This window comes from Massilia atriviolacea (genome assembly GCF_003953935.1).
GTDB classification, from domain to species: Bacteria; Pseudomonadota; Gammaproteobacteria; order Burkholderiales; family Burkholderiaceae_D; genus Telluria_A; species Telluria_A atriviolacea.
In genome coordinates this window covers 65,354-92,089 of record NZ_RXLQ01000010.1, presented here as the reverse complement: position 1 = coordinate 92,089, position 26,736 = coordinate 65,354, and the positions used below count along the sequence as shown (strand labels likewise).

Below are 26,736 nucleotides of genomic sequence, written 5' to 3'. Positions count from 1 at the left end.
CTCACAGTGCCGCGTTGCGCAGGACGATGGTGGCGGCGAAGGCGCGCCGTTCGCGCCAGCGCTGCGCCGGCGGCAGAGCTGCCTCGTCGATCCGCGTGCCGGGGTCGGCGGCGCCGCCGTAGCCCGGGCCGAACAGCTCGTAGGCGAGCGCTTCGCGCTCCACGCTGCCCCCGTGCGCGCCATGCAGCAGCAGCGCGACCTTGATGCTGGCGATGCGCTTCCAGTGCGTCTTGCGGCGCAGGTCGCGTTCGCGGTCAAGCGGCGTCGCGCCATCGAGCGCGAGCGCGGCATCCAGCGCGTTGACGGCGCCGGCGGCCAGATACTGGTTGGGCGCACCGTCGGCGGGATCGTCGGTGTCGAGCCCGTACAGCACCTGGAAGGTATCGACGCCGGCCACCAGCGCTTCGCTGCGCCAGGTTTTCTGGCCGAGGTACTTGCAGCGCAGTTCGGCGTCGCCGGCGATGCCCGGCGCGACGTAGAAAATACTCCAGCCCTCGTGCTCCGAGCCGACCGGAAACCCCGCGCAGCCGAGCACGCTGCCGTCGCCGTCGGCCCCGCTCCCGGCGCCATCGAAGCGCAGCACCAGCACGTCGCTGCCGTTGACGCCGCCAGGACGCGCCTTGTCGATGCCGGGCCCGCCGCTCGCCAGCGCGTGATTGTCCAGTCCGCCGATGCGCGCGGCGCTTGCCGCCAGCGAGGGCGGCGCCTCCTCGCGCTCCAGGTCGACCCAGGCGCCCTGCCGCGCCGCCCGTTCGATGGCTTCCAGCGCATAGCGGCCGGCGTCGTCGGTCCGCGCCAGCGCGTTCTGCGCGGCATAGCCGGACTGGGCGGACAGCAGCAGCGCGGCGGCCGCCAGGGTCACCAGCAGGCCCAGCGCCAGCGCCACCAGCAGTTCGACCAGGCCCAGGCCGTCCGAGAAGGCGCGCCTCCTCATGGCGCACCCGTGCCCAGCATCACGGCCACCGCCGGCGCCGGCGGCGCCGCGCCAGCCGCGCGCCGCACATGCCAGCCGAGCTTGATGACCACCGGCGCCCCGGCAGAACCGGCGCACTCCCAGGCCAGCGCCTTGCCCGCATCGTTCCATACGACGGTGTCGCGGCAGACCGCGATGCGCCCGCCCGGAAACCCCGCATGCAGCGCGGCCACCGTATCGTCGATGTCGAAGCGCGCCAGTTGCGCACTGTCGCAGCGGCCCGCGCCGTAGCAATCGGCGGGCGCGCGTGGCGGCGCGCCCTCGCCCGCCTGGTAGCGCAGTTGCAGATAGGGATTGATTGCGTCGCCCAGGCGCATTTGCGCCGCATTGGCGCGCATGCGCTCGGCCAGGCTGGCGGCCAGGTGCACGCCGCGCGACATCAGGCCCGATTCCTGGCGCGTGCGCAGCGCCGCGACCTGGGTGCCCAGGGCGCCCAGGATGCCGACGGCCAGCAGCAGCAGCGCCACCAGCACCTCGCCGAGCGTGAATCCGGCGGCGACCCGTTTCCGCAGTAAACGCATGACCCTCCCGCGCATGACTCCCCCCGTTGCTTGGACAAGGCGCCAGGTCATGCCGCCGCAGCCTTGCGCCATGGAGCGGCAAGTGCGGTGAACGTGTGAGCTGGATCGCTTGGGAGTGACGTTAACAGCGCGGCGGGCAAGCGCGCATGGCCTGCCTCAAACGTGTGAACTGAACTATTTACGTGGTTTGCGCTCGTGGCCGACTTCGGCAATGGCGTCCTGGAACTCGGCCAGGTCTTCGAAGTTCTTGTACACGGACGCGAAGCGGATGTAGGCGATCTTGTCGAGGCGTTTCAGTTCCTGCATGACCAGCTCGCCCACGTGGCCGGTATCGACCTCGCGCTGGCCGCTGGTGAGCAGTTTTTCTTCGATCGACGCGACCGCGCGGTCGATGGCTTCGGCCGACACGGGCCGCTTGCGTAGCGCCAGCATCAGGCTGCCGCGCAGCTTGACCGAGGCGAACTCGGTGCGGCTGCCGTTTTTCTTGACCATGATCGGCATCGACAATTCGATCCGCTCATAGGTGGTGAAGCGCTTGTCGCACTTGACGCAGCGGCGCCGGCGCCGGATCGAATCGCCCTCCTCGGATACGCGGGTATCGAGGACTTGCGTATCTTCATGCTGACAGAAAGGACATTTCATGGGGCGCCGGGATGCTGCTGGGTTGTGACGTTAAGCTGCGTAGACCGGATACTTGTCGGTCAGCTTCTTGACTTCGGCCTTGACGCGTTCGACGACAGCGGCGTCGTTCGGGTTGTCGAGGATGTCCGCGATCAGGTTGCCGACCGTGGTCGCGTCTTCTTCCTTGAAGCCGCGCGTGGTGAAAGCCGGGCTGCCGAGGCGGATGCCGGAAGTCACGAACGGTTTTTGCGGGTCGTTCGGGATGCCGTTCTTGTTGCAGGTCATGTGGGCGGCGCCCAGCAGGGCTTCGGCTTCCTTGCCCGTCAGGTTCTTGGCGCGCAGGTCGACCAGCATCACGTGCGACTCGGTGCGGCCGGAGACGATGCGCAGGCCGCGCGCGATCAGCGCCTTGGCCAGCGCGTCGGCGTTCTTGACGACCTGTTTCTGGTACTCCACGAACGAAGGCTCCAGCGCTTCCTTGAAGGCGACGGCCTTGCCGGCGATCACGTGCATCAGCGGGCCGCCCTGGATGCCGGGGAAGATTGCCGAATTGATGGCTTTTTCGTGCTCGGCCTTCATCAGGATGATGCCGCCGCGCGGGCCGCGCAGCGATTTGTGCGTGGTCGAGGTGACGAAGTCGGCGTGCGGCACCGGATTCGGGTACACACCGGCGGCGATCAGGCCGGCGTAGTGGGCCATGTCGACCATGAAGTAAGCGCCCACTGCCTTGGCGACCCTGGCGAAACGCTCGAAGTCGATCTTCAGCGAGAAGGCCGATGCGCCGGCGATGATCATCTTTGGCTTGTGCTCATGCGCAAGGCGCTCCATGGCCTCGTAGTCGATGTCTTCCTGTTCGGTCAGGCCGTAGGACACCACATTGAACCACTTGCCCGACATGTTCAGCGCCATGCCGTGGGTCAGGTGGCCGCCTTCGGCCAGCGACATGCCCATGATGGTATCGCCCGGCTTGAGCATGGCGAAGAATACGCCCTGGTTGGCCTGCGAGCCGGAATTGGGCTGCACGTTGGCCGCTTCGGCGCCGAACAGTTGTTTGACGCGGTCGATCGCCAGTTGTTCCGCGACGTCGACATATTCGCAGCCGCCGTAGTAGCGCTTGCCCGGATAGCCTTCGGCATATTTATTGGTCAGCTGCGAGCCCTGGGCTTGCATCACCGCCGGCGAGGTGTAGTTCTCGGACGCGATCAGTTCGATGTGATCTTGCTGGCGTGCGTTTTCCTTCTGGATCGCGCCCCACAATTCCGGGTCAACATGGGCGAGCGTGTGTTCTTTTGAAAACATGAAAAAACTCCAATCGATAAGAGTGCGAGGCACCTGATTGCAAGGATCGAATGAGGGGAGCCGTCGGAAATGGAACAGGCAGCCTCATCGTGCGCTTCCATCGGTGGCTGCCCAGGCGAACGGCTGATGAAATCTCACGTTCCCCGGTGGATGCCCACCTTCGCCGCCAGGCAGCAATGCGCCGCGACTTTTCGCCAGTTACGTGAGACGTAATGGAGCCCAAATTGTAAGTTAAGTCCCCGAATAGGGCAAGGAATGGCATTGCCTAAATGGCAGGTGGCGGCCAATCTGGCCACTTGGGCTACAATCCGGCACAGCTTTGCACTTTGTCAGGACACATCATGATCGTTTTCATCACCGGCGCCTCGGCCGGCTTCGGCGCCGAAATGGCGCGTACCTTCGTCAACAACGGCCATCAGGTCGTCATCAGCGGCCGCCGCAAGGACCGGCTGGAAGCCCTGGCGGCCGAACTGGGCGACCTGGCCCTGCCGATCGTCATGGATGTCACCTGCAAGGAATCGATTAACGAAGCCTTGTCGATGCTGCCGCAATCGTGGCGCCAGGTCGATGTGCTGATCAACAATGCCGGGCTGGCGCTGGGCACCGCCCCGGCCCACGAATCGCCGCTGGCCGACTGGGAAACCATGATCGCCACCAATTGCACCGGCCTGGTGACCATGACGCGCGCGCTGCTGCCGGCGATGGTCGAGCGCGGAAGCGGGCTGATCATCAACCTGGGATCGGTGGCCGGCAGCTATCCTTACCCGGGCGGCAATGTGTACGGCGCGACCAAGGCCTTCGTCGACCAGTTCACCCTGAACCTGCGCGCCGACCTGGTCGGCACCGGCGTGCGCGCCACCAACCTGGCGCCGGGCCTGTGCGGCGGAACCGAGTTTTCCAACGTGCGCTTCAAGGGCGACGACGAGAAGGCGGCCAAGGTCTACGAAGGCACCGAGCCGCTGACCGCCGCCGATATCGCCGCCACCGCATTCTGGATCGCCACCCTGCCCCCGCATATCAATATCAACATGATCGAGATGATGCCGACCTGCCAGGGCTTCGGGCCGCTGGCGATCAAGCGCGGCTGATCTTCGCCGTTCGCGCCCCAAGTAACAAAGCTACGCCCCCATGTAAGCGTTTGTTACAGAACTTGGCACTTCGGCATGGCTCACGTCTACTTGTGCGCCATCCGGCCTGCCGGGCGCGCATCTTTATGTACGCTTGCGTACATTTGCAGCAAAAAACCGCGTAAAATGTTTCCGATATTCACTTATGGCAAATGAAATGCCCTCAGTATTCAGTTGGCCGGTTCGGGTCTATTACGAAGACACCGATGCCGGCGGCATCGTCTTTTACGCGAACTACCTCAAATTCTTCGAACGCGCGCGCACCGAATGGCTGCGTGCGGCCGACGTCGGCCAGCAGGCTTTGCGCGACGAGCACGGCGCCATTTTCGTGGTCAAGAGCGCCGCGATCGACTATCACGCGCCAGCGCGGCTCGATGATGCATTAAACTTGACATTGAGTATAGAAAAACTGGGGCGCGCATCGGTCCAGTTCCTCCAGCAAGCCTGGCACGGCGACGTGCTGCTGGCCAGCGCAACGGTCAAGGTGGGCTGCGTCGACGCAGTCACCCTGCGCCCACGTGCCCTGCCCGACGCAAGCGCTGCTAAAATGCGTGCCGCCTGACACTTCACCTAGAAAATTCCAACGCCAATGAATGCTGCAGCCCAAGACCTTTCCTTTATCGCCCTGATCGGCAACGCGCACCTGATCGTGCAATTGATCATGGCATTGTTGCTGGGCCTGTCCATCATGAGCTGGACCTATATCTTCCGCAAAGCCTTCGCCGTACGCGCCGCGCGCCAGCAGACCGAGCAGTTCGAACGCAGCTTCTGGGCCGGCGGCAACCTGCACACCCTGCACCAGAACGCCAGCACCACGCGCGAACAGAGCGGCGCCCTGGCGCGCATCTTCGAAGCCGGCATGGGCGAATTCATCAAGGGCAAGCAAGCCTCGCCGCAGCGCGACCCGCTCGACACCGGCGCCGTGCTCGACGGCGCCCGGCGCGCCATGCGCGCGGCCTTCCAGCGCGAACTAGACGCCCTCGACTCGCACCTGAACTTCCTCGCTTCGGTCGGTTCGGTGTCGCCCTACATCGGCCTGCTGGGCACGGTATGGGGCATCATGAACGCCTTCCGCGGCCTGGCCAACGTCCAGCAAGCCACCCTGGCCGCCGTGGCGCCCGGGATTGCCGAAGCGCTGATCGCGACCGCCATCGGCCTGTTCGCGGCGATTCCGGCCGTGGTCGCCTACAACCGCTTCACGCACGATATCGACCGCCTGGCCATCCGCTTCGAGAGCTTCGTCGAAGAATTCTCGAACATCTTGCAGCGCCAGTCGCGCTGATCGGAGGCACCCATGGCATCGTTTTCCAGCAGCCTGCGCGGCGGACGCAAACGCAAGTTCAAGTCCGAAATCAACGTCGTCCCCTACATCGACGTGATGCTGGTCCTGCTGATCATTTTCATGGTCGTGCCGCCAGCCAATAGCCCGAGCGTCATCAACCTGCCGAGCGCGGAGAAATCCGCGCTGCCGCCGGACGACTATATCCAGATCGTGCTCAAGCCGAACGCCAGCCTGAGCATCGGCATCAACGGCAAGAACAGCGTCGCGCCGGAGGAATTGCCTAACCGCAACGCCCTGCTGCGCCGCCTGCGCACCCTGCACGCCGAGCATCCCGAGTATCCGGTGATGATCGCGGGCGACCGCGAAAGCAAGTACGACGACGTGATACAGCTGGTATCGGAAGCGAAGAAGATGGGCATCAACCGGGTCGGCCTCGCCACCAAGTGAAAACGATGGCGCCCCTGACTCCCGCCGCCACTCCGGGCGGTCCCTACACCGTCCCGCCCGAGCCGAGCCCGGTCTCCTCGGTCGGACTGGCGCTGGCCGTGCACGCCGGCCTGCTGCTGTTCCTGTGGGCCGGCATCAGCTGGCAGAACACGGTGCCGACCGAGACCGAGGCCGAGATCTGGAGCGTCAAGACCGAATCGGCCGGCACGCCGCCGCCGCCGCGCGAAGCGCCGCCCGTGCGCGAAACGCCGCCGCCGAAGCCGGTTCCCAAAGTCGTTCCGAAACCGGTCGAGCCGCCGCCGGTGGAAAAACCGCAGCTCGCCAGGCCGGACATCGCGCTGGAGCGTGAAAAGAAGCTCAAGGAAGAAAAGCGCAAGCAGGAGCAATTGCTTCAAGAAAAGCGCGAGCTGGAACAGGCGCGCAAGAAAGAGGCAGAGCTGAAGAAACAGCTTGAGCAAAAGAAACTCGAAGATCAAAAGAAACTCGAAGATCAGAAGAAGCTCGACCAGAAGAAACTGGAACAGCAGAAGCAGGACCAGCTGGCCGAGGAAAAAGCCGAGAAACTGGCCAGGGAAAAAGCCGAGAAGGCCGAAAAAGCCGCCAAGGAGAAAAAGCTGGCCGAGGAGCAGAAGAAGCTCGACAAATCGCGCGCCGACGAAATGCGCCGCATCATGGGCGCCGCCGGCGGCACCGGCGAGGCCGCGCAGTCGAGCGCGCCGCGCAGCGATACCGGCTACCTGGCGAGCATCAACACCAAGATCAAGAGCAGCACCAGCTATGCCGGCAGCACCGATGTGCCGGGCAATCCGCGCGTGCTGTTCAAGATCGAGCAGTTGCCGTCGGGTGAAATCATCTCGGTGAAGCTGGTCAAGAGCAGCGGGATTGCCGCCTTCGATGATGCAGTGGAAAAAGGGATTGTCAAATCGTCACCACTTCCGAAGAAGAAAGATGGTACGGTAGCGCGAACTTTGGAAATCAGTTTCTCGATGAAGGATCTGAACTGATCCCGCAGAACCGGTTCCGATCGACTGCCACGAACTTTTGGATAGACACACTATGAAGAAATTACATACCCTGTTATTTAGCGTGACCCTGCTGGCCGGCGTATCGGCGCAGGCCCAGCTGCGCGTGGAAATCGCCGGCGTCGGCAATAACCAGATCCCGATCGCCGTCGCCGCCTTCGCCGACGAGGGCGTGGCGCCGGCCCAGGTGTCGGCCATTATCCGGGCCGACCTGGAACGCAGCGGCGTGTTCAAGATTATCGATGGCGGCAGCACCCTGTCCGAAACCTCGTCCATCGATTACGGCAGCTGGAAGTCGCGCGGCGCCGATGCGCTGGTGGTCGGCAGCGTGCAAAAGCTCGCGGACGGCCGCTTCGAAGTGCGCTACAAGCTGCACGACACCATCAAGACCAGCCAGCTGTCGAGCCTGAACCAGGCCGCGCAAGCGAAATACACGCGCCTGTCGGCCCACAAGATCGCCGACGATATCTACGAAAAGCTGACCGGCAGCCGCGGCGCCTTCGCTACCCGCGTGGCCTACGTGAATGAAAATCGCGGCGCGCGCGACTACCGCCTCGAAATCGCCGACGCCGATGGCGAAGGCGTGCAGGTGGCGGTGCGTTCGAACGAGCCGATCATTTCGCCGGCCTGGTCGCCGGACGGCACCAAGGTCGCCTATGTCTCGTTCGAAAAGCGCAAGCCGATCATCTACGTCCAGGACCTGGTGACCGGCGGACGCAAGATCGTGGTCAACGAAAAAGGCAGCAACTCGGCGCCCTCGTGGTCGCCCGACGGCACGCGCCTGACCATGGCCTTGTCGAAAGACGGCCATACCCAGGTGTACGTGGTCGGCATCGACGGCAGCGGCCTGCGCCGCGTATCGAACAGTAACGGCATCGACACCGAGCCGCAATTCTCGGCCGACGGCCAGACCATCTATTTCACCAGCGACCGCAGCGGCGGTCCGCAAATCTACAAAATGCCCGCCAGCGGGGGCAACGCACAGCGCGTGACCTTCAATGGCAGTTACAATATCAGCCCGCGCGTCTCCTCGGACGGCAAAACCCTGGCCTGGGTCTCCCAGCGTGACGGTGGCTATTCCCTCTATGCGATGGACCTGGCCAGCGGCCAGGAACTGCGCCTGGCCGATGCGGCCACCGAACCGAGTTTTTCGCCCAACGGCAAATACATCATGTACGCAACCAAAGGCGGCGGCCGTACTTCGCTGGCTGTGGTCTCGGTCGATGGAAGGGTCAAGCAGCGCTTAACAACCCAGGCAGGAAACATCAGGGAACCCAACTGGGGACCCTTCATGAAGTAATCGTAGTACCAACGTCAATAACGTTATTTTTAACACCGTCCAGGAGAAACAACCCATGCGCAATTTTAAAACCCTCGCATTCATCCTTTCGAGCGCCGCCCTGCTCTCCGCTTGCAGCACCCCGGTCAAGGATACGCCAGCACCAGTGACCGAAGTGCCGGTCACCGCCAAGCCGGACGTCGCCGCCGACAAGCGCGAAGTGCAGCCAGTCGAAACCGGCTCGGTCGACCCGGTCAACGATCCGAAAGGCGTACTGGCAGCGCGCAGCATCTACTTCGACCTCGACAGCTACGTCGTGCGCGAAGACGGCAAGCCGGTCGTTGAAAACCACTCGGGCTACCTGAGCAAGAACAAGACCCGCAAGATCATCATCCAGGGCAACACCGATGAGCGCGGCGGCACCGAGTACAACCTGGCGCTGGGCCAGAAGCGCGCCGAAGCCGTGCGCAAGGCGATGGCATCGCTGGGCGTAGCCGAGTCGCAGATGGAAGCTGTTTCGCTGGGTGAAGAAAAGCCGAAGGCGACCGGTGGTGGCGAAGCGGCATGGGCGGAAAACCGTCGTGCGGACATCGTCTATTAATCGCTTGCCGTAAGCGGCATCCGGACCATCGGGGCGGCGCGCAGTGCGAACTGTGCCCGCCCCGCTGACCATGTGCCACGGTGTTCAGTTTCAACGGTTTTGAAAGAGTCACGATCATGATCACACTGTCCAAGTCCCGCATCGCCGCCGCCTGTGTGGCGCTGGCCGCCTGGGTGCCGCTGCAGGGCCACGCCGGCCTGCTCGACGACGATGAAGCGCGCAAGGCCATCATCGAGCTGCGCGCCAAGGTCGACAGCATCGCGCGCGAGCTGAACGCCCGCATCGACACCAAGTCCGACCGCAGCAGCGCGCTCGACATGGTGAACCAGCACGAGCAGGCCCTGTCCGAAATCGCCAAGCTGCGCGGCCAGGTGGAAGTGCTGAGCAACGAACTGGCCAATGCGCAGAAGCGCCAGAAAGATTTTTACACCGACCTCGACGAGCGCCTGCGCAAGCTCGAACCGCGCCAGGTGACCATCGACGGGCGCGAAGCGGCGGTCGATCCGAACGAGCAGCGCTCCTACGACGCGGCCATGGGCCTGTTCAAGGGCGGCGACTACAAGACGGCGGCGGCGGCGCTGGGCGACTTCGTGCGCCGCTATCCGGCCTCGGGCTACGCCGCCAACGCGCAATACTGGCTGGGCAACGCCTATTACGCGCTGCGCGACTACAAGAACGCGATCTCGGCCCAGGAAGTGGTGGTCAGCCAGTACCGCGACAGCGCCAAGGCGCCGGACGCGATGCTGAACATCGCCAGCAGCTATACCGAACTGAAGGACACCAAGAACGCCAAGAAGGCGCTCAAGGACCTGGTCGCCAAGTATCCGGAGTCGAGCGCGGCGCAGGCGGCCAAGGACCGGCTGGCGGTGCTGAAGTAATGTGACCGTCATGCCACGGTAAAAAAAGTATGCTGGGGGCATTTGACAGAAGTACGGATGCCCCCTATAATCTTGCTTCTTCGGGTCGTTAGCTCAGCTGGTAGAGCAGCGGACTTTTAATCCGTTGGTCGCAGGTTCGAATCCCGCACGGCCTACCACGAATACAGCAGTAAGCAAATCAAGCAGTTACGAGCGATCGTAACTGCTTTTTTGTTTTGGGCCAGCGCTTGCGCCGCCTCATCGAATCGCTACTGCGCGGCTTTTGCTTTGCACGCCGGCACGCGCCGATGGCCTCACCTCTTCTTACAAAGGCGCAAGGAGATGCGGTTGTGATCGTGGACGCCGCCGTCGTGCGTATGCGCCGATCCGTCCGGGGCGGCTGCCCCCGTGAACGTGACCGTATTGTCTTTATGAGCGGCATGTCGCTGGTCTTGTGTTCCTGAGCGTTCCCCCTCGCCCAGTTTGCTGCTGACGCCTGTCACAGTCGTGTGAGGATGTGCACCGCCCGTGTGCGCATGACTTCCGTCCGCGTTAACGATCGTCGCCCCATTCGTCACGTTCTGATCGACATAGATATACCTTCCATGAAAACTCGCGCTAACGTCGTCCCAGTCTGCCTCGGGACAGGCTGTCGCAAAGAGAAGGAAGGCCCCCTTGGGAATTGTCGAAGCACCGAGCCCCTTGCTCAGTTGACTCTTTACCTCGTCGTCAATGGCAGATTTGACCTCGGACCGAAAAAAACTCCAGACAGCCATCGCGCCTACAGCACCCGCAACCATGGCAGTGAGCACAAGCCATATGACATTTCTCTCCAATTTCGAGGCCCAGGAATCACTGCCTGCAGGCGCATTCTCAGCGGACCCCGATGGATCGATGGAAGGAGGCGGTGGGCTCATTGTGAAGCTCTCGATGAATTGTTTACCAATCTACACGGACAGCAGCGCTGTGTAGCCTGACATAATCTATAGGGCGGGAACGACGGCTAACAGTTGACGCTTTCCGGCCTTGCATGGGCATCCTCGCGATGGCGCCTGGCCCAGAACCCCGCTTCCGGCCAGCGCTGCTCCAGCCGATAAAAATAGCGGCGCGCCTCGCGGTAGCGCGCGTAATCGGCCCCCACCGCGGCGCCGTAGCGCGCCAGGCTGGCATCGTCGCCCTCCTCGCGCTGCACGATGGCGCGCGCGGCCAGCAGCGCATTGGCCAGCGATTTGATAATCCCCTGCGAGGTGATCGGGTCATACGCCGATGCCGCGTCGCCGATCGCCAGCCAGTTTGCGCCGCAGGTTCCATCCAGCAGATACGAGGGCGCCGGAAAACTGTGCGGCGCCGCCAGGCAGCGTCCGCCGCTGGCCAGCCGCGCCGTCTGCGGCGCCTGCGCCAGCGCCGCATGCCAGTGCCCGGCGCGGTGCAGCCGCAGCGCCCTCACGCTCTCGGCATCGGTATACAAGGTCACCAGCAAGGAGCCGTCCGGCAAGCGCGCCGCATACCACCAGCCATGTTCCACCGCTTCCAGATGCGTCAGCGCGCCAAGTCCGGGAGCGAGCGCGCCGGCGTCGAAGCGCGCGGCCAGGCAGATCAGCGAACCGTCGTGCAGCCGGCGGCTGCCTTGCTGGCGCGCGAAGCGGGTGCGCGTGCCGCTGGCGTCGATCACAACATCCGCGTGCACCGTGGCGTTCCCATCGCCGCTGGCCACGTCGAGCACGAAACCGTCGCCATCGCGCATCGATCCGCGCAGCGTCGCGCCAATCGCCAGCTCCGCCCCGGCCGCACGCGCCTGGTCCGCAAGAAAGCGGTTGAAGCGGCGCCGGTCCAGGTGCCAGCCATGCCCGCGCGGATTGAGCAGCGCGTCGTTGTAGCCGCGCTTGTCGCTGCCCCAGTAGGAACAGCTGCCGTAGCAAGGCGCGTGCTCCCGCGCCAGGAACTGGGTGTCGATTCCCAGCGCGTGAAACAGCTGTCCGCTCTCCGGCGGGATGCTTTCGCCGATGCGGAACTCGTCGTAGGCGGCCGCTTCGAGGATCAGCACATCGTGCCGGCCCGCGCGCGCCAGCGCCAGCGCGCAGGCACTGCCGGCCGGCCCGCCGCCGACGATGACGATGCCGTAGCGGCGCCGGCGCAGGGGCTGGGGCAGCAAGGCGCGCCTAGCCGTTGCGCGGCGGGTAGGTCTTGTCGGTCACCGCGTTCGGCCACGGCTCCACCAGGTTGCTGTCGTCGCGCGGGAACAGGCTGCCCACTTCCAGATAGTAGTCGGGCGGATAGGACGGATCGTAACCCTCGATGGCCGGTCCCTGCATCAGCACCCCGATCTTGTCCCAGTTGAGCAGGATCCCGCGCCGGTCCTGGTAGCGCCCCACGTTCATCGCCGGCGCATTGAAACCCTCGCCTGCCTGCAACTGCGCCGCCGTTCCTTCGCCGCGCAAGGAATAGCGCTGCTGCGGCAACTGGCCCTGGTTGGCGGCCAGGTCCTCGAAGGTGTACACCGCCACCGGCCGCTGCGCCGGCCAGGACCAGAACAAGGTGGTGTTGACCACGCCGCCGTACACGTTCGACTCGCTCAGCGCCCCGCCCGGGTTGGGCGAGGGCGCATGCGTGGCGCAGGAGTTGTAGTCGGTATGCCAGGGAATGGCCATGAATTTGCACAAATCCCCGGGCTGGACGGGCGCCGTGCGCAGCGGCGTGTAGCCGACGCCCAGGAACGGTTGCGCACGGGTCGCGCGCGTGTAGTCGAGCGCCTCCATATTGACGCGGAACGGCCCCACCGCCGGGTCGTGCCAGTCCTGGCGGTACAGGTTCACGTCGCGCACGATGAAGGTCAGGTCGATGCCGGGACTGAAGCGCCCGCCCAGGCAGTTGAACAGGATCGCCTTGTCCAGCGCCTCGCCCTCCCCGAGCGCGCGCCTGGGGGCGCCGACGCACTTCCCGGCCACCCACTGCTGCAGGAAAAAATACTGCGCGGTGCTCAAGGTCAGGAAGCTGCTGCCGGCGTCGCCGAGCGAGAGGGGCATCAGCGGCGCCCCCGTCTCCGACTGGGCGGCGCCGGGCTCGCGAATGAAGGACATGAAGTTGAAGGTCGGCGGGGTTTCGGTCAGCTTGTCGATATTCGCATGGGCCTTGATCCCCGTCTGCGACAGATTGGTATTCCAGCGCTGCAGCGAGGCGGCGCGCAGCATCGGGAACACGTCGTCGCCGAAGTTCGGCTGGAACGACGGCCGGTAGGCGCCGCCTTCGTTGAGCGTCGGATCGAGCTGCAGCTGCTCGACCCAGGTCGTGTAGACATCGTCCCACAAGGACACCGCGTTCATCGTTTGCGGCGCATAGGCCGGATCGGTCGAGACCACCCATGCGCTGCCGGGCACGGGCCGGGTGCTGCCATCGCTGAAAATGAGCATCGCAGTGACCGGGCCGTCGGCCGTGTCGTCGAGCCAGTTGTCGTTATCGACGTCGTGGTCCAGCGCGGCCGACGGCGCCTGATTGCCCTGCTGGTCGAAACCGCAGGCCAGGCCGTAGGCGCCGAGCACGATCAGGCGCCCGTTGACCTCGGTCGTCATCGCCCCCAGGGTCGTGATCGGATCGCTGCCCGCCATCGCCGCGCCGCCGGCCGCGCTGGCCGGAAACGACTGCGGATAGTCGGGCAGCGCCAGCGGCGCCGCCGGCTCGGTCCCCCAGTAGCTGGCCACGGTCGCGCTGTCGAAGCGGACCGTGGTGCGCTGCGACGCCTTGAGCGCGCGCGGACCGGCATCGATCACCAGCTTGCGCAGGCGATCCGCATCGGCCGGGTCGTCGGACCCGGCGAATCCGGGATTGCGCAGCGGCGGCACGGCGCCGTTCCTGTAGCCGTCGATCCCCTCCTGCGGCCCTTCCATCTCCCAGCAGTTGGCCTTCTTGTTCGCCAGGTGCACGGTCCAGGCGATGTCGGCCACCTGCTTGCCGTCGACCTGGCTGCCGATCACCACTTCCGTCGCCGCCCCGGCCGGATAGGCGGCCGCGCCGTCGCCATACTGGTAGATGCGAAAGCGCGCCGCCTGGCGTTTCAGCTTGCCGCTGGCGTCGCGCAGGTCGGCGCTGGTGATGGTGGCGCTGTCGGTGCCGGGCTTGATCGGCAGGCCGCCGGTGATCTGCTGGCCGGCGATCGGCATGCCCGCCAGGCTCTCCGGCCCCAGGTAATATTCTTCACTGCTGCCGACGCGCGCGATCCCGATCGCCGGATGGATACGTAGACTGGACATGCTGACTCCCTTGAGGTTGATCGCCGTGCTGCGCCTTAGCGCTTGACGGTGGCGACATTCAGGTATTTCTGCAGCAGGATATGGCTGGTGTTGATGTTCTTGCCCGACAGGGTGCGCGTGATGTCGTTGGTGTCGGTCACCGCCATCGTGTTGTGACAGCTGAAGCAGCCGTTTTCCGAGGTGGTGTTCTGGGTGAAGGTCTCGATGACTGCGCTCGAGAGCAAGGTGGAGCCGGTCATCGGGTTCGGGTCGACGTTGGGCGTCCAGTCCGGCACCAGCTTGTTCTTTCCCTTGAACCAGACCGCGCCGACTTCCCGGTAATTCTTCCAGGGCGAGCGCGGCGCCAGCTGGCTCAGCACGCTGTGATTGAGCGAGTCGATATTGTTGACGTTGCTAAGGTCGCCGGCGCCGGTGCGGTATTGCCGGCAAGCCTGGGTCGGCGGCGACAGGATCTGGGTGCGCGCATCGAGCTCGATGATGGAGGCATTGTTCGCGTTGCAGTCGGCGGCAATCGTGCCGCCCTTGTAGAAGGTGTACGAATGCTCCGAGACCACGTCCGAGGGGCGCTGATCGGCCCCGAAATCGGGCGCGTTGTCGACATGCTCGAAGGTCGCCCAGATCGCCTCCGGATGGCCGGCCACCACCACCGCCACGTGCAGCCCGACCAGCGCCACCTTCGCGCGCGCGGTCTTCGGATTGGCGTCGATCCCGACCCCGCCGTCGACCTTGCTGAGCAATTCGATGGTGGCGTCGGTGGTGTAGAAGCGGCTCGCATCTTCCCCCGGCGCGACGATCTTCCAGGTCGATTTCAGGGACAGCGCGCCGTTCGGAAATACCATGCCGGCATCGGCCTTCTGCATGCCCTCGGCCGTGTACAACTGGTTCTTGATGACGAAGTTGCGATAGACGTCATCGATCATCATGGCGGTGTACACGGCGCGCCCGTTCTGGTCGACCAGGATGCCGTGCGAATTGGCCTGGTTGACTCCGCCCAGCACATGCTCGCGCGGACGCGGCGCGCCGGGCACGATGGCGCGGTCGGAATACAGGGTTTCGAAGCGCAGCTTGCCCGGCGCGGCAACTTGGGTCAGCCACAGGAAGGATTGCCAGGAAAATTGATGGAACGCGCAGTTGCTGTTGAACTGAGCGGCATTGCCGGGGTCCGGCTTGGGGACGCTGCGGCCGCTGAACCAGGAGGCCGGCGCGTTGCACCCGCCCGGCGCCGGGTCGGGCGTCGCCGCTGGGGCGGGCCGGGTAAACGCCATGCTGGCGGCTAACAGGCCGGCGCACACGCCGGCTCCACAGGTGAACTGGTTCATCCGATCCCCTTCGAAAAACGCGCGCCGGTTCGGGTCCGGCAACCGGTCATTTCTTGATGGCAGCGAAAACCAGTATCTTCCCCGGCCTGGCCGGCGTCAATACAAGCGTGTTTAAATTTCATTGAAATTTCGAAACTGTTGCCATTTCGTCGTGACGGGTTACAACGTTGTCGCGGCGCTCCCGATTGGCTGCTCGCCGCACACGCTTCGCCGTTCCGACGCCCACTGTTGCGCCAATCCCACCACGCACCGACCCGCTTAATCCCGATCAACAAGCCGCGTGTCGGAGAAACTTACACTGGCTCACGTCGTTGAATATTGGAAACATTCCCGCACCCACCACGCGGGCCTTCCGCCCCGGCATCGCCTGGCGGCCACTGCGCAGGACCCCAGCATGAACCCGACACCGAAGCGCCACCGTTTCGCCGCCCTTGCCTCCCTCGCCGCCGCCCTGGCCAGCATGGCCCAACTCGCTACGGCCGGCCCCGCGCACCCGCAAGACCTGAACGCCCTGCCGCTCGAGCAACTGCTCAACCTCGACATCATCACCGCCTCCAAATTCCCCCAGAAAATCAGCGAAGCGCCCTCCTCGGTCTCGGTGATCACCGCCGACGACATCCGCCGCTTCGGCTACCGCACCCTGGCCGACATCCTGCGCAGCGTGCGCGGGGTCTACGTGACGGACGACCGCAACTACAGCTACGTCGGCACGCGCGGCTCCGGGCGCCCGGGCGACTTCAACACCCGCCTGCTGATCCTGGTCGACGGGCGCCGCCTCAACGACATGGTGTACGACCAGGGCGCCGTCGGCACCGAATTCCCGATCGAGGTCAGCCTGATCGAGCGGGTCGAATTCGTGCCCGGCCCGGGCTCGGCCATGTACGGCAGCAGCGCCTTTTTCGGCGTCGTCAACGTCATCACCAAGACCGGCGCCACGCACCAGGGCACCAACTTCAGCGCCGGCGCCGCCAGCGTCGGCACGCGCAAGGCGCGCATCGCCACCGGCCTGGCGCGCCCGAACGGGATCGACCTGCTGCTGGGCGCATCCTGGCTCGAGCGCAAGGGAGGCGACCAGTACTTCCCCGAATACGACGATGGCGCCCCCGGCGCCGGCGTGGCGCGCAAGCTCGACCACGACCGCTACAAGCGCGCCTTCGCGCGCCTGAGCTGGGGCGGCCTGTCGGCCAGCGCGTATGCCGGCCGCCGCACCAAGGGCATCCCGACCGCGTCCTACGGCCAGCAGTTCAACGATCCGCGCAGCCACACCGTCGACGAATACGCCTCCGGCAGCGCCGCCTGGCAGGCCGCGCCCAGCCCGACCCTGGAAATGCATGCCGGCGTCAACCTGCGCAACTACCGCTACCAGGGCACCTATGTCTACGCGCCGGGCAAGGCCACCGTCAATATCGACGCCACCCATAGCCGCAGCGTATCCACCGAAGTGCGCGTCCTCAGCACGGCCTTTCGCAATCACAAGATCATCGCCGGCGCCGAGTACGCCAGCGACGGCAAGCGCATGATGGTCAACCACGACCTCGCCCCCTACACCTCGAACCTGGTCAGCAACCGCCCCAGGAAGCGCGCCGGCATCTACCTGCAGGACGAATGGCGCCTGGGCGAACGCATCATCGTCAACGCCGGCCTGCGCCACGACCACGACGACGAAGGCGGCGGCACCAGCAATCCGCGCCTGGCCCTGATCTACAAGGCCGCGCCCCACAGCACCCTCAAGGCCCTGTACGGCACCGCCTACCGCTCGCCCAATTCCTACGAGCGCTACTACGGCACCGGCATCAGCTACAAGCTCAATCCCGCCCTCAAGCCCGAGCACATCAAGACCTATGAACTGATCGGCGAGTATTTTCCGTCCGAGAATTTCCGGGCCAGCGCCTCGCTGTTCCAGTACCGTTTCATCGACCTGATCGCCCTCACCTCCGACCCGCTCGACAAGCTGCTGTACCAGTCGAACATCGATTCGGCCCGTTCCAAGGGCGCCGAGTTCGAAGCCGAATGGCTGCGCCAGGACGGCAGTTCGCTCAAGACCAGCGTCAGCCTGCAATACGCGCACAACGGCGCCAGCGGCGAGTGGCTGAGCAATTCGCCGCGCCAGCTGTTCAAGCTGAACTACACCAGGCCGCTCCTGGGCGACAGCCTGCGCGCCGCGCTCGAAGGCCAGTTCACCAGCCGCCGCCGCACCACGGCCGGCGGCCAGGTCGGCGGCTTCGGCCTGCTCAACCTGACCGTGCTCAGCCACGCCCTGGGAAAACATATCGAACTCTCCGCCAGCGTCTACAACCTGCTCGACAAGCGCTACGCCGATTCCGCCAGCGAAGAGCACTACGACAGCGGCAGCCCGGCGCGCTACCTGAACGCCATCGCCCAGGATGGGCGCAACTGGCGCATCCAGGCCAGCTATACCTTCCAATGATGCGCGCGCGTCCGCTTCCCCTCCGCGCCGCGTGGCTGGCAGGCGCGACGCGCCGGCGGCGCTTCTGCGCCCTGGCGCTGGCCCTGCTGCTGCCCGCGCCGGCCCAGGCGCAGGCCCAGGCCGCCGCCGAGTACGCCGCCAAGGCCGCCTTCATCTACAACATCGCCCTGTTCAGCACCTTCCCGAATCCGGATGCGCCGCTGGTCAAGCTGTGCGTGCTCGGACGCGACCCGTTCGGCAGCCTGCTGGCCGGCCTGGAAGGCAAGCCCCTGGGCGCGGCGAAAATGACGATTGCCTACCCGCGCTCGGGCGGCGACGCGCTCAGGCAGTGCCAGATCGTCTTCGTCAGCGCGTCGGAAGGCGACACGCTGGCCCTGCTGGCGCAGTCGGCGCGCCAGGACGGCGTGCTGACGGTGTCCGACGCCAAGGGCGCGGCGCGCCTGGGCATCATGGTCGAACTGGGCGTCGAAGACAGGCGCATCGCCTTCGAATTCAACGCCGAGGCGGCGCGCGCCGCCAACATCACGCTCAGTTCCAAAGTGCTGCGCCTCGCGCGCGCGGTGCACTGAACCCACCACACGGACCCCATCATGAAACGCCCCTGGCAGCGCCGCCGCACCCAAACCCTGAGCACCAAGCTGACCTGGGCCAACCTGGTCACCAGCGGCACCGTGATCCTGCTCTCGACCCTGTTCCTGCTCGGCATCCAGAGCTATTTCTTCACCTCGGCCCTGGTGCGCCAGACCCAGGCGCAGGCGGCCATGGGCAGCGAAAACATGTCGGCCGCCATGCTGTTCGGCGACCGCGACGCCGCCAACGACATCCTGGCCGCCCTGCGCGTGGTGTCGGACGTGCAGTCGGCGGTGGTCTACGACCATGCCGATACCCGCTTCGCCAGCTACCAGCGCGATGCCGGCCGCGCCGCGCTGGCCGCTCCCGTGCCGCCCATGCCGCGCCTGGCCAGCGCCGCCGGCGATGCCGGCTACACCCTGAGCTACCGCCACGTGACGGTGGCCGCGCCGCTGGTCGTCAAGCGCCAGCGGCTCGGCACCCTGATCGTGCAAAGCTCGCTCGACAGCGTCTACCGCCAGCTCGCGCTGTACCTGGCGCTGACCATCCCGGTCATGCTGGCGGTGCTGGCCATCGCCCAGCTGGTCCTGTCGCGCCTGCAGCGCTTCATCACCGAACCGCTGCGCGCGCTGTCGGACACGAGCGCGCAGATCTCGCGCCTGGGCGACTACGCGATCCGCGCCGAGGTCAGCTCGCTGGCCGATATCGGCATGCTGTCCACGGCCTTCAACACCATGCTCGAACGGATCCAGAAACGCGAAAGCGAGCTGGAAGCCGAAATCACCGAGCGCAAGAAGGTCGAGGTCAAGCTCGACCGCCTGGCCCACTTCGACAATGTGACCCAGCTGCACAACCGCCACTTCTTCAACGACCGGCTCGAAGCGGTGATTGCGCGCGCCGCCCAATGGCGCGAACGCGCGGTGGTCATGTTCATCGACCTCGACAACTTCAAGGCCGTCAACGACACCCTCGGGCACGATATCGGCGACGAACTGCTGCGCCTGGTCTCGCGCAGCCTGACCGACACCCTGCGCCCCGGCGACGCCATCGCCCGCATCGGCGGCGACGAATTCGCCATCATCCTGGAGAACGTGCACCAGATCGACGACGCCGCCATGGTGGCCGAAAAATGCCTGCTCCGGATTGCCCAGCCGATCGCCATTTCGGGGCACGAAATCCACATCAGCGCCAGCATCGGCATCAGCGTGTATCCGGACCACGCCGCCAACATGCACGAATTGCTCAAGTACGCCGACAGCGCCATGTACTACGCCAAGAACAGCGGCAAGAACGCCTACCGCCTGTTCACCCACAGCATGCAGGAAGACGCGCGCAAGCGCTTCACCCTCGACAACAACCTGCGACGCGCGCTCGAACGCAAGGAATTCGTGCTGCACTACCAGCCGCAGATCGACCTGCGCAGCGGCGCCATCTGCGGCGCCGAAGCCCTGATCCGCTGGATCCATCCCGACCTCGGCCTGATCAGCCCGGCCGACTTCATTCCGGTGGCCGAGGAGTCCGGCATGATCGTGGCGATCGGCGAATGGGTGCTGCGCGAAGCCTGCCGCGAACTGCGCACCTGGCACGACGACGGCCACCCGATCCGGATGTCGATCAACCTGTCCGGGCGCCAGCTGAACGAAGACGACCTGGTCGCCTCGGTGCTGGCCATCGTCGACGACAGCGGCATCGACGCCCGCTGGCTGGAACTGGAACTGACCGAAAGCATGCTGATGGATGCCTCGCCGGGCGTGATCGACAAGCTGCACACGCTCAGGCGGGCCGGGATCGCGCTGGCCATCGACGACTTCGGCACCGGCTACTCGTCGATGAGCTACCTCAAGACCTTCCCGGTCGGCACCCTGAAGATCGACCGCAGCTTCGTGCGCGACCTGCCGCACAGCACCGAAGACGCGGCCATCACCAAGGCCATCATCGCCATCGCCAGGAGCCTGAAGATGGAAACCGTGGCCGAGGGCATCGAAACACGGGAACAGGGAGAATGCTTGCGCGCCAGCGGCTGCGACAAGGCCCAGGGCTATCACTACAGCAAGCCGCTGCCGGCGGCGCAGATGCGCGCCCTGCTGCAGCGTGGCGAACACGAAGCGCTCGACCACGCCCTGCCCTGCGGCGCCTGAACCTGGGCGCAAGCCGGGATCGACGATACGGATCGACTATACGAATTCGGCATACCGGACGAGAAAATCGTTATATTTATATGCATAACTTTGCTGATAGCATCGTTTTCTTTTCATTTCGCTAACACAAGCGCATCCCTCCCGTAGCCCGACCGACCATCCTTCCCGGAGTTCCGCCCCCATGACCGATTTTCCTGTTCCCGGCGCGCCGTCGCGCCTGCTTCCATCGCGCCTCGGCGCGCTGGCCGCCGCGCTGGCCCTTCCCCTGTGCCTGCTGGCGGCGCCCGCCAGCGCCGCCAACTGCGGCGCCGCCGTGGCCGACGGCGGCGTGTACAGCATCGTCAACGCCGCCTCGGGCAAGGCGCTCGACGTCGTGGCCGGCGCGACCCAGGGCGCGGCCGAAGTCCAGCAATGGGGCTACGGCGCCAGCGCCCACCAGCAATTCACCCTGCGCGACGCCGGCAACGGCTACTGGACCATGCAGGCCAGGCACAGCGGCCTGCTGCTCGACGTGCTGAACCTGTCGGCCGCCGACGGCGCCCGCATCATCCAGTGGAACGCCACCGGCGCCCAGAACCAGCAATGGCTGCTCAAAAAGTCCGCCAGCGGCGGCTACAACGTCGTCGCCCGCCATTCCGGCAAGTCGCTCAGCGTGGCCGACAACAACAGCGGATCGCGCGTCCACCAGGCGGCCGACACTGCCGGCGGCCTGCAGCGCTGGTTCTTCAACCCCACCAGCGGCAGCTGCGGCGGCCCGGCGCCCGACGGCTTCGCGGCCCTGCCGGGCGCCGACGGCCTGAGCACCACCACGGGCGGCGGCGGCGCGGCGCCGGTCAGCGTCACCTCCTGCGCCGCCCTGACCGGCGCGCTGCAATCGACGGCGGCCGCCGTGATCCAGATCCCGGCCGGCGCCACCATCGATTGCCGCACCGCCGTGCGGCCGCAAAGCACCTGCGCGGTGGCCTGCCCGACGTACCAGGATCCCGGCAAGAGCACCTACCGCATCCCGGTCGGCGCGCAAACCTGCAAGGAACTCGGCTCGGCCAGCGAAACGCGCTTCATGCGTCCGCGCGACGAAACCACGATCCGGGTCGGCTCCAACAAGACCCTGGTCGGCCTGAACAAAGATGCGCGCATCGTCGGCGCCAGCCTCAACCTGAGCGGCGCCAGGAACGTCATCATCCGCAACCTGGCCATCGAAAACATCAACCCCGGCCTGGTCGAAGCCGGCGACGGCATCACCATCAGCAAGTCGAGCCACGTCTGGATCGACCATGTGCGCTTCAACCTGATCAGCGACGGCCACATCGACATCCAGGACAGCAAGAACGTGACCCTGAGCTGGAATCGCTTCGACGGCAGCAACGCGGCGGTGTGCGGCAACCAGCACCACTACACCAACGCCTTGAGCAACTCCCAGGTCAGCCTGCACCACAATTTCTGGAACAGGACTTCCGGGCGCAATCCCAAGCTCGACGGCGCCGCCGCGCGCGTCCACCTGTACAACAACTACTGGCTCGACGTGCCTTACTTCGCCATCGGCGCCAGCGCCGGAGCGCAGGTCAAAGTGGAAGGCAACTTCTTCCAGAACACCGCCAAACCGCACTGGAACAGCAATAACGACGCCTTGATCGACGCCGACCTCGCCTCCAACCGCTACACCGGCAAGTCGGCCACCGACCCCGACAGGGATACCGGCGCCAAGGTCTTCGGCGACACCACCCTGTTCCCGTACAAGCTCGACAACGTCGACACGCTCCCCGCCGCCCTCGGCAGCGGCACCGGCGCACGCTGACCCGGCGGCCGGGCGCATGCATCAAGGCTTGATCGACAGCGCCGCGATGCCAGTCTCGCCGAGCCTGAAATGGAAGTGCAGCGGCAGCGGGCTGCCGGGGAAGTTGCCGGCCACATCGGCGGTGACGATGAGGTCCGCGCCGCTGCCCGCGACCGCGCGCGGCGTGGAGACGGCGGCATAGCGGCGATGCGCCTCCCCGGCCCAGGCGGCAATCGCCGCGCGGCCCTGGCGCGTGCTGCCTTCGTCGCGGACCTCGGCGTCCGCCTCGAAACACAAGGCCAGCTGCTCGTGGCGGCCCGCGTTGGCCGCGGCGAAGTAAGCGGCGATGGTGGTGTCTAGCTGCAGTGTCATGATGATTCTCCATACGTTGAAAGGAAGCCTCATCGTAAAGCGCGGAACCATCGAGAAAAAGAGCATAATGGCGCATAGTCTTTGCACCCAAGGTTCATAATCGACGATGGCCGATACCTCCTTCGATGGCCTGCGCGCCTTCCTCACCGTGGCCGAACTGAAGAGCTTCACCGCCGCCGCGGCGCGCCTGGGCGTGACCACCACCGCCGTCAGCAAGGCCGTCAAGCTGCTGGAAGAGCGGCATGGCGCGATCCTGCTCCAGCGCACCACGCGCAACGTGGCCTTGACCGAGGCCGGCGCGGCCCTGTTTGCCACGCTGCGCGGCGCGGTCGACCAGATCGACCAGGCCTTCGCCGCCCTGCATGCCGCCAACGGCCGTCCCAGCGGCACCTTGCGCCTGACCATGCCGCGCGCGCTCGGGGCCCTGCAGATCGCCGCGCTGGCCGAACGTTTCCGCCAGCGCTGTCCGGACGTCACGCTCGACATCGCGCTCGACGACGGCGCCGTCGACCTGGTCGCGGCCGGCTTCGACGCCGGCATCCGGCTCGGCCAGGCGCTGGCCCAGGACATGGTCGCGGTGCGCCTGACGCCCGAGCTGCGCTGGTCGGTGCTGGGCTCGCCTGACTATCTGGCGCGGGCCGGCCGCCCCGCCACGCCCGAAGCGCTCGCCGGCCACCAGACCTTGCGCTACCGTTTTCCGGGCTCCGGCGCGCTGCCGCGCTGGAGCTTCGTGCGCGACGGCCAGGCCTTCCAGGTCGACACCGGCGGCGCCGTGATCGTCAACGACACCACCCTGATCCGCCAGTTCGCGCTGGCCGGCATGGGGCTGGCGTACTTGCCGGACATGGAAGCCGGGGCCGACATCGACGCCGGCCGGCTCGAGCGGGTGCTGGCGTCCTTCGTGCCGCCCACGAGCGGCCTGTTCCTCTATTTTCCGGTGCGCACCCAGCACCAGCCGAAACTGCGCGCCTTCATCGACCTGGCGCGCGAGCATGCGCACGCGGGAGGCGTGCCAGATTGAACGTGACAGGAATGGGCGCGCCCTTCATACTGCCTTCCCAAGCAACAAGGGTGGCGCGCCCCGGCACATGTCGGCACCTCCCCGCGGTCCGCGTGGAAGGCTGGCGCTTTCCCATTTTCCACCACACAGCACACACTAAAGCACACACGCAATAATGACGACGAACTGGTCACTTTTTCACAAACACGCTGGCGCCAAACCACGGCAGTTCTTCGAAGTGCGCCTGTTCGGCAACGCCGTCTGGCACGCCACCGGCATGGCCGAAACCTGGGGTAGCGACGCGCTCGACGAACTGGCCAGCCCGGCTGCCGCGCAGGCGCGCTACCAGGCCCTGTGCGCCGAAGCGGTGGCGGGCGGCTTCACGCTCTCGCGCCAGGCCGATGTCGACCTCGACAAGCCTGACCTGGACCTGCTGGCCGCCGAAATCCGCGACGGCGCCCGCAACGCGTTTAACTCCATGCGCGCGGCCCATCCGGACCAGGCCATGAACGCCTTCGCCCTGATGAGCGACGAAAGCGCCATGACCATCGTCCCGGTGGCCAACAGCGAACAAGCGCTGGCCGAGGATGGCGGGGGCGAGCACACGCTGTGGGTTCCGCAGGAATGGTCGTTCTTCGAAGAAGGCGCCTACCTGGACATCGCCTACCGCATGATGTTGCCGTACCACCGCGACATCCCGAACGAGGTCGACATCGACGCCCTGCGCGCCTGGGTCTTCGGCGCCTGCGCGCACGCGCTGCGGATGCTGGCGGAAGAAGGCGTGTTCGGCAGCCCGGCCGAGCGCGACGGGGTGGCGGTGATTTTCTGCGTTGCCGATGGGGATGGCACGGACGACATTGTCGAGCCCCTCAACACCCCGGCCAGCGCTGCGCGCTACGCCGCGTTCCGCGCCAGCTGGCACTAGCGCCCCCGTAGCAAATGTTTTCGTTTCGCTTCTTTTTTCAACCGGGGTCAGAGCTTTAACTCGAAACATTGTTAAGCAGGTTGATGAGAGACCTGCCCGGGATCCTGGGGATTGCAGACATTTGACGCGGAAATCGGGACATTGCGTCAGCTTCTCAGATTTCCGCAGTTTGCAAAATTTCTAATTAAAGCTCTGACCCCGGTTGGGAAACGAACTTGCGCAACGCGAGATTGGGGACGCTGGCTCAGGCGCCGATGCGCGCCAGCAGCGCGCGCCACAGCAACTGCGGGGCGATCCCCGCATAGCCCGATTCCTGGGCGTCGTTGCATTCGATAACGATCCAGCGCCCATCCGCCGTCTTCGCCACGTCGACCACCAGAAACGGCACAGCCACCAGCGCGGCGGCCTGCGCGGCCACGGCCCGCCCGGCATCTTCGTCGGCACACGCATACGGCGCCACCTGGTGCCAGTAACGCCCCCAGCCCACGCAGTGCCCATGCCACCAGAACGAGCGGTACTCGACCGAGGGTTGGACCTTGCCGGCCACCTGGCCGCGCACCGGCTGCAGCGCCACGAATTCGCGGATCACCGGCTTTTGCCAGTGCAGGATCGGATCTTCCCGATACAACTGCGCGGCGACTTCATAATGCGCGCGGTCGCGGATTACCGACAGCTCGGGATTGTGCTTGCTGGTCTGGCGCGAACCTTTCATGAACACCGGCCACCGGAACGCCGCCTCGATCGTCGCGGCCGGCGGCAGGCTGTCGAACACTTCGGTACGCGGGGTGAGGGAGCCGAGCAGCGGATACCAGGCTTCAAGCTCGCTGGCGCGCGCGTGCTCCGCCGGCGAGTTGACCAGGCGCAGTCCCATGGCCAGCTTGTCGGCGAACTCGGCGGCGTAATCGGCAATCGGGCCGATGCGCAGCACGCAGGCTTCCTCGCCCTCGATCCGGTACGGATGGGTGCAGGCGATGTGCAGGCCGAGATCGAAGTCGTAGGCGGCCACGCCAACCGGCTCGCTGACCACGATCAGCTTGTTTTCGAGTCGCGCGATCTCCATCTACTGCAGCAGCACGCGCCCCGTCACACTGGCGCTGCGCTCGCCGGGCACCGTCGCATCGTAATCGAAGCGGCACGATTGCACGAAGTCGCGCGCCTGCGCCACCAGCGCCGCCGGCTGCCCGTTGGCCTCGGCGGCAACCCGCGCGGGAACGCCGCCCTCGCCCACCAGAAAACGCACCAGCACGCCGCTGGCATCGGTCGGCGCCGGATCGAAGGGGGCAAAGCCGGCAAACCGCGCCGACGCCTGGCAACTGCCGGCGCGCAGCAGCGGCGTCACGCCCGCCTCGCCGTCGAGCTTCCAGGCAAACTGCATCGGAAACGGCCCGGCCCGCTCGGCCGGATCGAGCCCGGCCTTGAAGCGGCAGGCGCCGATCCCGCGCAGCGCGGCGTCGTCGAGCATCTTCCAGCCGCTCGAACGCAGCAGGCGCGCCCGCTCGACAATGCCGTCGGCCCCGATGGCAAACGATACCGTGGTGCCGCCCTGCAGCTCGTACAGCAGCGCCTCGCGCGGCCAGGCCGGCAAGGGGCAACTGCCGGCATCGGCCAGCAGATGGCGCGGAAAGGCCGGCGTGCCGGAAACCGGCGCAACGTGCCGGTCCGGCACCTGCGCCACCGAGGCGGCGGCGGCGGCGACACACACGCCGATGATCAGTCTTCTGTTCAAACAATCCACCCGATATTCTGTGACGGAATCCGCGCCCGCGCAGTATACTCGCAGCGTCGATCATCCGGCACGCCTTGCACCAATACAACATCCAGACTGACAAAATGCACGTAAAAGTGGGCCATTCCCAACAAATGCACTGCAATTTTCACATTTTTGTCATCGTTGCATCGTTTCTTGGTTACAATAAATACATCCTACAGTAAATTTA

At 65.7% G+C, this 26,736-nt stretch carries 24 protein-coding genes, 1 tRNA gene and 1 riboswitch; of the genes, 15 read left to right on the top strand and 10 right to left on the bottom strand.

All coding sequences use genetic code 11. The features are described 5' to 3' along the window. Position 1 precedes the first annotated feature (1 nt). The 4 genes from EJB06_RS19310 to glyA all read right to left on the bottom strand — a co-directional run bounded on the left by EJB06_RS19310 (position 2) and on the right by glyA (position 3,414). Positions 2-934, bottom strand: a complete 933-nt coding sequence (locus tag EJB06_RS19310; RefSeq protein ID WP_126075658.1) for a PilW family protein — start codon at positions 932-934, stop codon at positions 2-4. Continuing rightward, a complete protein-coding gene (gene pilV / locus EJB06_RS19305) occupies positions 931-1,494 on the bottom strand; it encodes a type IV pilus modification protein PilV (RefSeq protein ID WP_126075657.1) in 564 nt (187 codons plus the stop codon). The genes EJB06_RS19310 and pilV overlap by 4 nt, the downstream gene beginning before the upstream one ends. 174 nt (positions 1,495-1,668) lie before the next feature. Further along, entirely contained in the window at positions 1,669-2,136 is a 468-nt protein-coding gene (gene nrdR / locus EJB06_RS19300; protein WP_126075656.1) for a transcriptional regulator NrdR, read from the bottom strand. 30 nt (positions 2,137-2,166) lie between these two features. Continuing rightward, positions 2,167-3,414, bottom strand: a complete 1,248-nt coding sequence (gene glyA, locus EJB06_RS19295; protein ID WP_126075655.1) for a serine hydroxymethyltransferase — start codon at positions 3,412-3,414, stop codon at positions 2,167-2,169. 102 nt (positions 3,415-3,516) lie between these two features. Next, positions 3,517-3,626: riboswitch (ZMP/ZTP riboswitch) on the bottom strand. Between the two features lie 129 nt (positions 3,627-3,755). Here glyA and EJB06_RS19290 point away from each other — a divergent pair. From EJB06_RS19290 to EJB06_RS19250, 9 genes are all read left to right on the top strand, one after another. After that, entirely contained in the window at positions 3,756-4,502 is a 747-nt protein-coding gene (locus tag EJB06_RS19290) for an SDR family NAD(P)-dependent oxidoreductase (RefSeq protein WP_126075654.1), read from the top strand. Positions 4,503-4,698: 196 nt separating this feature from the next. After that, entirely contained in the window at positions 4,699-5,103 is a 405-nt protein-coding gene (ybgC, locus tag EJB06_RS19285; RefSeq protein WP_126075653.1) for a tol-pal system-associated acyl-CoA thioesterase, read from the top strand. A 27-nt stretch (positions 5,104-5,130) separates the two neighbouring features. Next, positions 5,131-5,823 (top strand): protein TolQ, encoded by a 693-nt coding sequence (gene tolQ, locus EJB06_RS19280; protein WP_126075652.1) that lies wholly within the window; start codon positions 5,131-5,133, stop codon positions 5,821-5,823. 12 nt (positions 5,824-5,835) lie between these two features. Then, on the top strand, positions 5,836-6,270 hold the full coding sequence (locus tag EJB06_RS19275) for an ExbD/TolR family protein (protein ID WP_126075651.1): 435 nt from the start codon (positions 5,836-5,838) through the stop codon (positions 6,268-6,270). Positions 6,271-6,275: 5 nt separating this feature from the next. Then, positions 6,276-7,274: a cell envelope integrity protein TolA gene (gene tolA / locus EJB06_RS19270; RefSeq protein ID WP_126075650.1), complete on the top strand. Its 999-nt coding sequence runs from the start codon at positions 6,276-6,278 to the stop codon at positions 7,272-7,274. 52 nt (positions 7,275-7,326) lie between these two features. Continuing rightward, a complete protein-coding gene (gene tolB / locus EJB06_RS19265; protein ID WP_126075649.1) occupies positions 7,327-8,592 on the top strand; it encodes a Tol-Pal system beta propeller repeat protein TolB in 1,266 nt (421 codons plus the stop codon). A 55-nt stretch (positions 8,593-8,647) separates the two neighbouring features. Then, positions 8,648-9,172, top strand: a complete 525-nt coding sequence (gene pal, locus EJB06_RS19260; protein ID WP_126075648.1) for a peptidoglycan-associated lipoprotein Pal — start codon at positions 8,648-8,650, stop codon at positions 9,170-9,172. Between the two features lie 116 nt (positions 9,173-9,288). Then, a complete protein-coding gene (ybgF, locus tag EJB06_RS19255) occupies positions 9,289-10,050 on the top strand; it encodes a tol-pal system protein YbgF (protein WP_126075647.1) in 762 nt (253 codons plus the stop codon). An 82-nt stretch (positions 10,051-10,132) separates the two neighbouring features. After that, positions 10,133-10,208 (top strand) — tRNA-Lys (locus tag EJB06_RS19250). A gap of 824 nt (positions 10,209-11,032) precedes the next feature. On the opposite strand, the gene EJB06_RS19245 is transcribed toward EJB06_RS19250, so the two are convergent. Genes EJB06_RS19245 through EJB06_RS19235 form a run of 3 tightly spaced genes read right to left on the bottom strand, consistent with a single transcriptional unit; the run spans position 11,033 to position 15,592 of the window. Further along, positions 11,033-12,181, bottom strand: a complete 1,149-nt coding sequence (locus tag EJB06_RS19245) for an NAD(P)/FAD-dependent oxidoreductase (RefSeq protein WP_126075646.1) — start codon at positions 12,179-12,181, stop codon at positions 11,033-11,035. A 7-nt stretch (positions 12,182-12,188) separates the two neighbouring features. After that, positions 12,189-14,273, bottom strand: coding sequence for a LodA/GoxA family CTQ-dependent oxidase (locus tag EJB06_RS19240; RefSeq protein WP_126075645.1), 2,085 nt, complete (start codon positions 14,271-14,273; stop codon positions 12,189-12,191). 35 nt (positions 14,274-14,308) lie between these two features. Continuing rightward, on the bottom strand, positions 14,309-15,592 hold the full coding sequence (locus EJB06_RS19235; protein WP_126075644.1) for a hypothetical protein: 1,284 nt from the start codon (positions 15,590-15,592) through the stop codon (positions 14,309-14,311). Positions 15,593-15,986: 394 nt separating this feature from the next. Here EJB06_RS19235 and EJB06_RS19230 point away from each other — a divergent pair, with 394 nt between their 5' ends. From EJB06_RS19230 to EJB06_RS19215, 4 genes are all read left to right on the top strand, one after another. Continuing rightward, the gene (locus EJB06_RS19230) at positions 15,987-18,020 is read left to right on the top strand and encodes a TonB-dependent receptor plug domain-containing protein (protein WP_126075643.1); all 2,034 of its coding nucleotides are present in this window, start codon (positions 15,987-15,989) and stop codon (positions 18,018-18,020) included. After that, complete coding sequence (locus EJB06_RS19225; protein WP_126075642.1) at positions 18,017-18,589, top strand: YfiR family protein; 573 nt, start codon at positions 18,017-18,019, stop codon at positions 18,587-18,589. Before EJB06_RS19230 ends, EJB06_RS19225 begins: the two co-directional genes overlap by 4 nt. Before the next feature lie 21 nt (positions 18,590-18,610). Further along, a complete protein-coding gene (locus EJB06_RS19220; RefSeq protein ID WP_126075641.1) occupies positions 18,611-20,728 on the top strand; it encodes a putative bifunctional diguanylate cyclase/phosphodiesterase in 2,118 nt (705 codons plus the stop codon). A gap of 181 nt (positions 20,729-20,909) precedes the next feature. Further along, positions 20,910-22,523: an RICIN domain-containing protein gene (locus EJB06_RS19215; protein WP_126075640.1), complete on the top strand. Its 1,614-nt coding sequence runs from the start codon at positions 20,910-20,912 to the stop codon at positions 22,521-22,523. A 21-nt stretch (positions 22,524-22,544) separates the two neighbouring features. Here EJB06_RS19215 and EJB06_RS19210 read toward each other — a convergent pair whose 3' ends face one another. Then, positions 22,545-22,874, bottom strand: coding sequence for a nuclear transport factor 2 family protein (locus EJB06_RS19210; protein ID WP_126075639.1), 330 nt, complete (start codon positions 22,872-22,874; stop codon positions 22,545-22,547). 106 nt (positions 22,875-22,980) lie between these two features. Here EJB06_RS19210 and EJB06_RS19205 point away from each other — a divergent pair, with 106 nt between their 5' ends. Together EJB06_RS19205 and EJB06_RS19200 are read left to right on the top strand one after the other, a co-directional pair. Beyond that, positions 22,981-23,895, top strand: a complete 915-nt coding sequence (locus tag EJB06_RS19205) for a LysR family transcriptional regulator (RefSeq protein ID WP_126075638.1) — start codon at positions 22,981-22,983, stop codon at positions 23,893-23,895. Positions 23,896-24,049: 154 nt separating this feature from the next. After that, positions 24,050-24,799 (top strand): DUF4303 domain-containing protein, encoded by a 750-nt coding sequence (locus tag EJB06_RS19200; RefSeq protein ID WP_126075637.1) that lies wholly within the window; start codon positions 24,050-24,052, stop codon positions 24,797-24,799. 244 nt (positions 24,800-25,043) lie between these two features. On the opposite strand, the gene EJB06_RS19195 is transcribed toward EJB06_RS19200, so the two are convergent. Both EJB06_RS19195 and EJB06_RS19190 read right to left on the bottom strand, forming a co-directional pair. Continuing rightward, positions 25,044-25,859 (bottom strand): ATP-grasp domain-containing protein, encoded by an 816-nt coding sequence (locus EJB06_RS19195; protein ID WP_126075636.1) that lies wholly within the window; start codon positions 25,857-25,859, stop codon positions 25,044-25,046. After that, positions 25,860-26,525, bottom strand: a complete 666-nt coding sequence (locus EJB06_RS19190; RefSeq protein WP_164557970.1) for an energy transducer TonB — start codon at positions 26,523-26,525, stop codon at positions 25,860-25,862. Between the last annotated feature and the right edge of the window lie 211 nt (positions 26,526-26,736).

Excerpts from the sequence above, each read along its gene's own strand:
- EJB06_RS19310 (WP_126075658.1), bottom strand. The coding sequence starts at position 934 with ATGAGGAGGCGCGCCTTCTCGGACGGCCTGGGCCTGGTCGAACTGCTG.
- pilV (WP_126075657.1), bottom strand. The coding sequence starts at position 1,494 with ATGCGTTTACTGCGGAAACGGGTCGCCGCCGGATTCACGCTCGGCGAG.
- nrdR (WP_126075656.1), bottom strand. The coding sequence starts at position 2,136 with ATGAAATGTCCTTTCTGTCAGCATGAAGATACGCAAGTCCTCGATACC.
- glyA (WP_126075655.1), bottom strand. The coding sequence starts at position 3,414 with ATGTTTTCAAAAGAACACACGCTCGCCCATGTTGACCCGGAATTGTGG.
- EJB06_RS19290 (WP_126075654.1), top strand. The coding sequence starts at position 3,756 with ATGATCGTTTTCATCACCGGCGCCTCGGCCGGCTTCGGCGCCGAAATG.
- ybgC (WP_126075653.1), top strand. The coding sequence starts at position 4,699 with ATGCCCTCAGTATTCAGTTGGCCGGTTCGGGTCTATTACGAAGACACC.
- tolQ (WP_126075652.1), top strand. The coding sequence starts at position 5,131 with ATGAATGCTGCAGCCCAAGACCTTTCCTTTATCGCCCTGATCGGCAAC.
- EJB06_RS19275 (WP_126075651.1), top strand. The coding sequence starts at position 5,836 with ATGGCATCGTTTTCCAGCAGCCTGCGCGGCGGACGCAAACGCAAGTTC.
- tolA (WP_126075650.1), top strand. The coding sequence starts at position 6,276 with ATGGCGCCCCTGACTCCCGCCGCCACTCCGGGCGGTCCCTACACCGTC.
- tolB (WP_126075649.1), top strand. The coding sequence starts at position 7,327 with ATGAAGAAATTACATACCCTGTTATTTAGCGTGACCCTGCTGGCCGGC.
- pal (WP_126075648.1), top strand. The coding sequence starts at position 8,648 with ATGCGCAATTTTAAAACCCTCGCATTCATCCTTTCGAGCGCCGCCCTG.
- ybgF (WP_126075647.1), top strand. The coding sequence starts at position 9,289 with ATGATCACACTGTCCAAGTCCCGCATCGCCGCCGCCTGTGTGGCGCTG.
- EJB06_RS19240 (WP_126075645.1), bottom strand. The coding sequence starts at position 14,273 with ATGTCCAGTCTACGTATCCATCCGGCGATCGGGATCGCGCGCGTCGGC.
- EJB06_RS19235 (WP_126075644.1), bottom strand. The coding sequence starts at position 15,592 with ATGAACCAGTTCACCTGTGGAGCCGGCGTGTGCGCCGGCCTGTTAGCC.
- EJB06_RS19230 (WP_126075643.1), top strand. The coding sequence starts at position 15,987 with ATGAACCCGACACCGAAGCGCCACCGTTTCGCCGCCCTTGCCTCCCTC.
- EJB06_RS19225 (WP_126075642.1), top strand. The coding sequence starts at position 18,017 with ATGATGCGCGCGCGTCCGCTTCCCCTCCGCGCCGCGTGGCTGGCAGGC.
- EJB06_RS19220 (WP_126075641.1), top strand. The coding sequence starts at position 18,611 with ATGAAACGCCCCTGGCAGCGCCGCCGCACCCAAACCCTGAGCACCAAG.
- EJB06_RS19215 (WP_126075640.1), top strand. The coding sequence starts at position 20,910 with ATGACCGATTTTCCTGTTCCCGGCGCGCCGTCGCGCCTGCTTCCATCG.
- EJB06_RS19210 (WP_126075639.1), bottom strand. The coding sequence starts at position 22,874 with ATGACACTGCAGCTAGACACCACCATCGCCGCTTACTTCGCCGCGGCC.
- EJB06_RS19205 (WP_126075638.1), top strand. The coding sequence starts at position 22,981 with ATGGCCGATACCTCCTTCGATGGCCTGCGCGCCTTCCTCACCGTGGCC.
- EJB06_RS19200 (WP_126075637.1), top strand. The coding sequence starts at position 24,050 with ATGACGACGAACTGGTCACTTTTTCACAAACACGCTGGCGCCAAACCA.
- EJB06_RS19195 (WP_126075636.1), bottom strand. The coding sequence starts at position 25,859 with ATGGAGATCGCGCGACTCGAAAACAAGCTGATCGTGGTCAGCGAGCCG.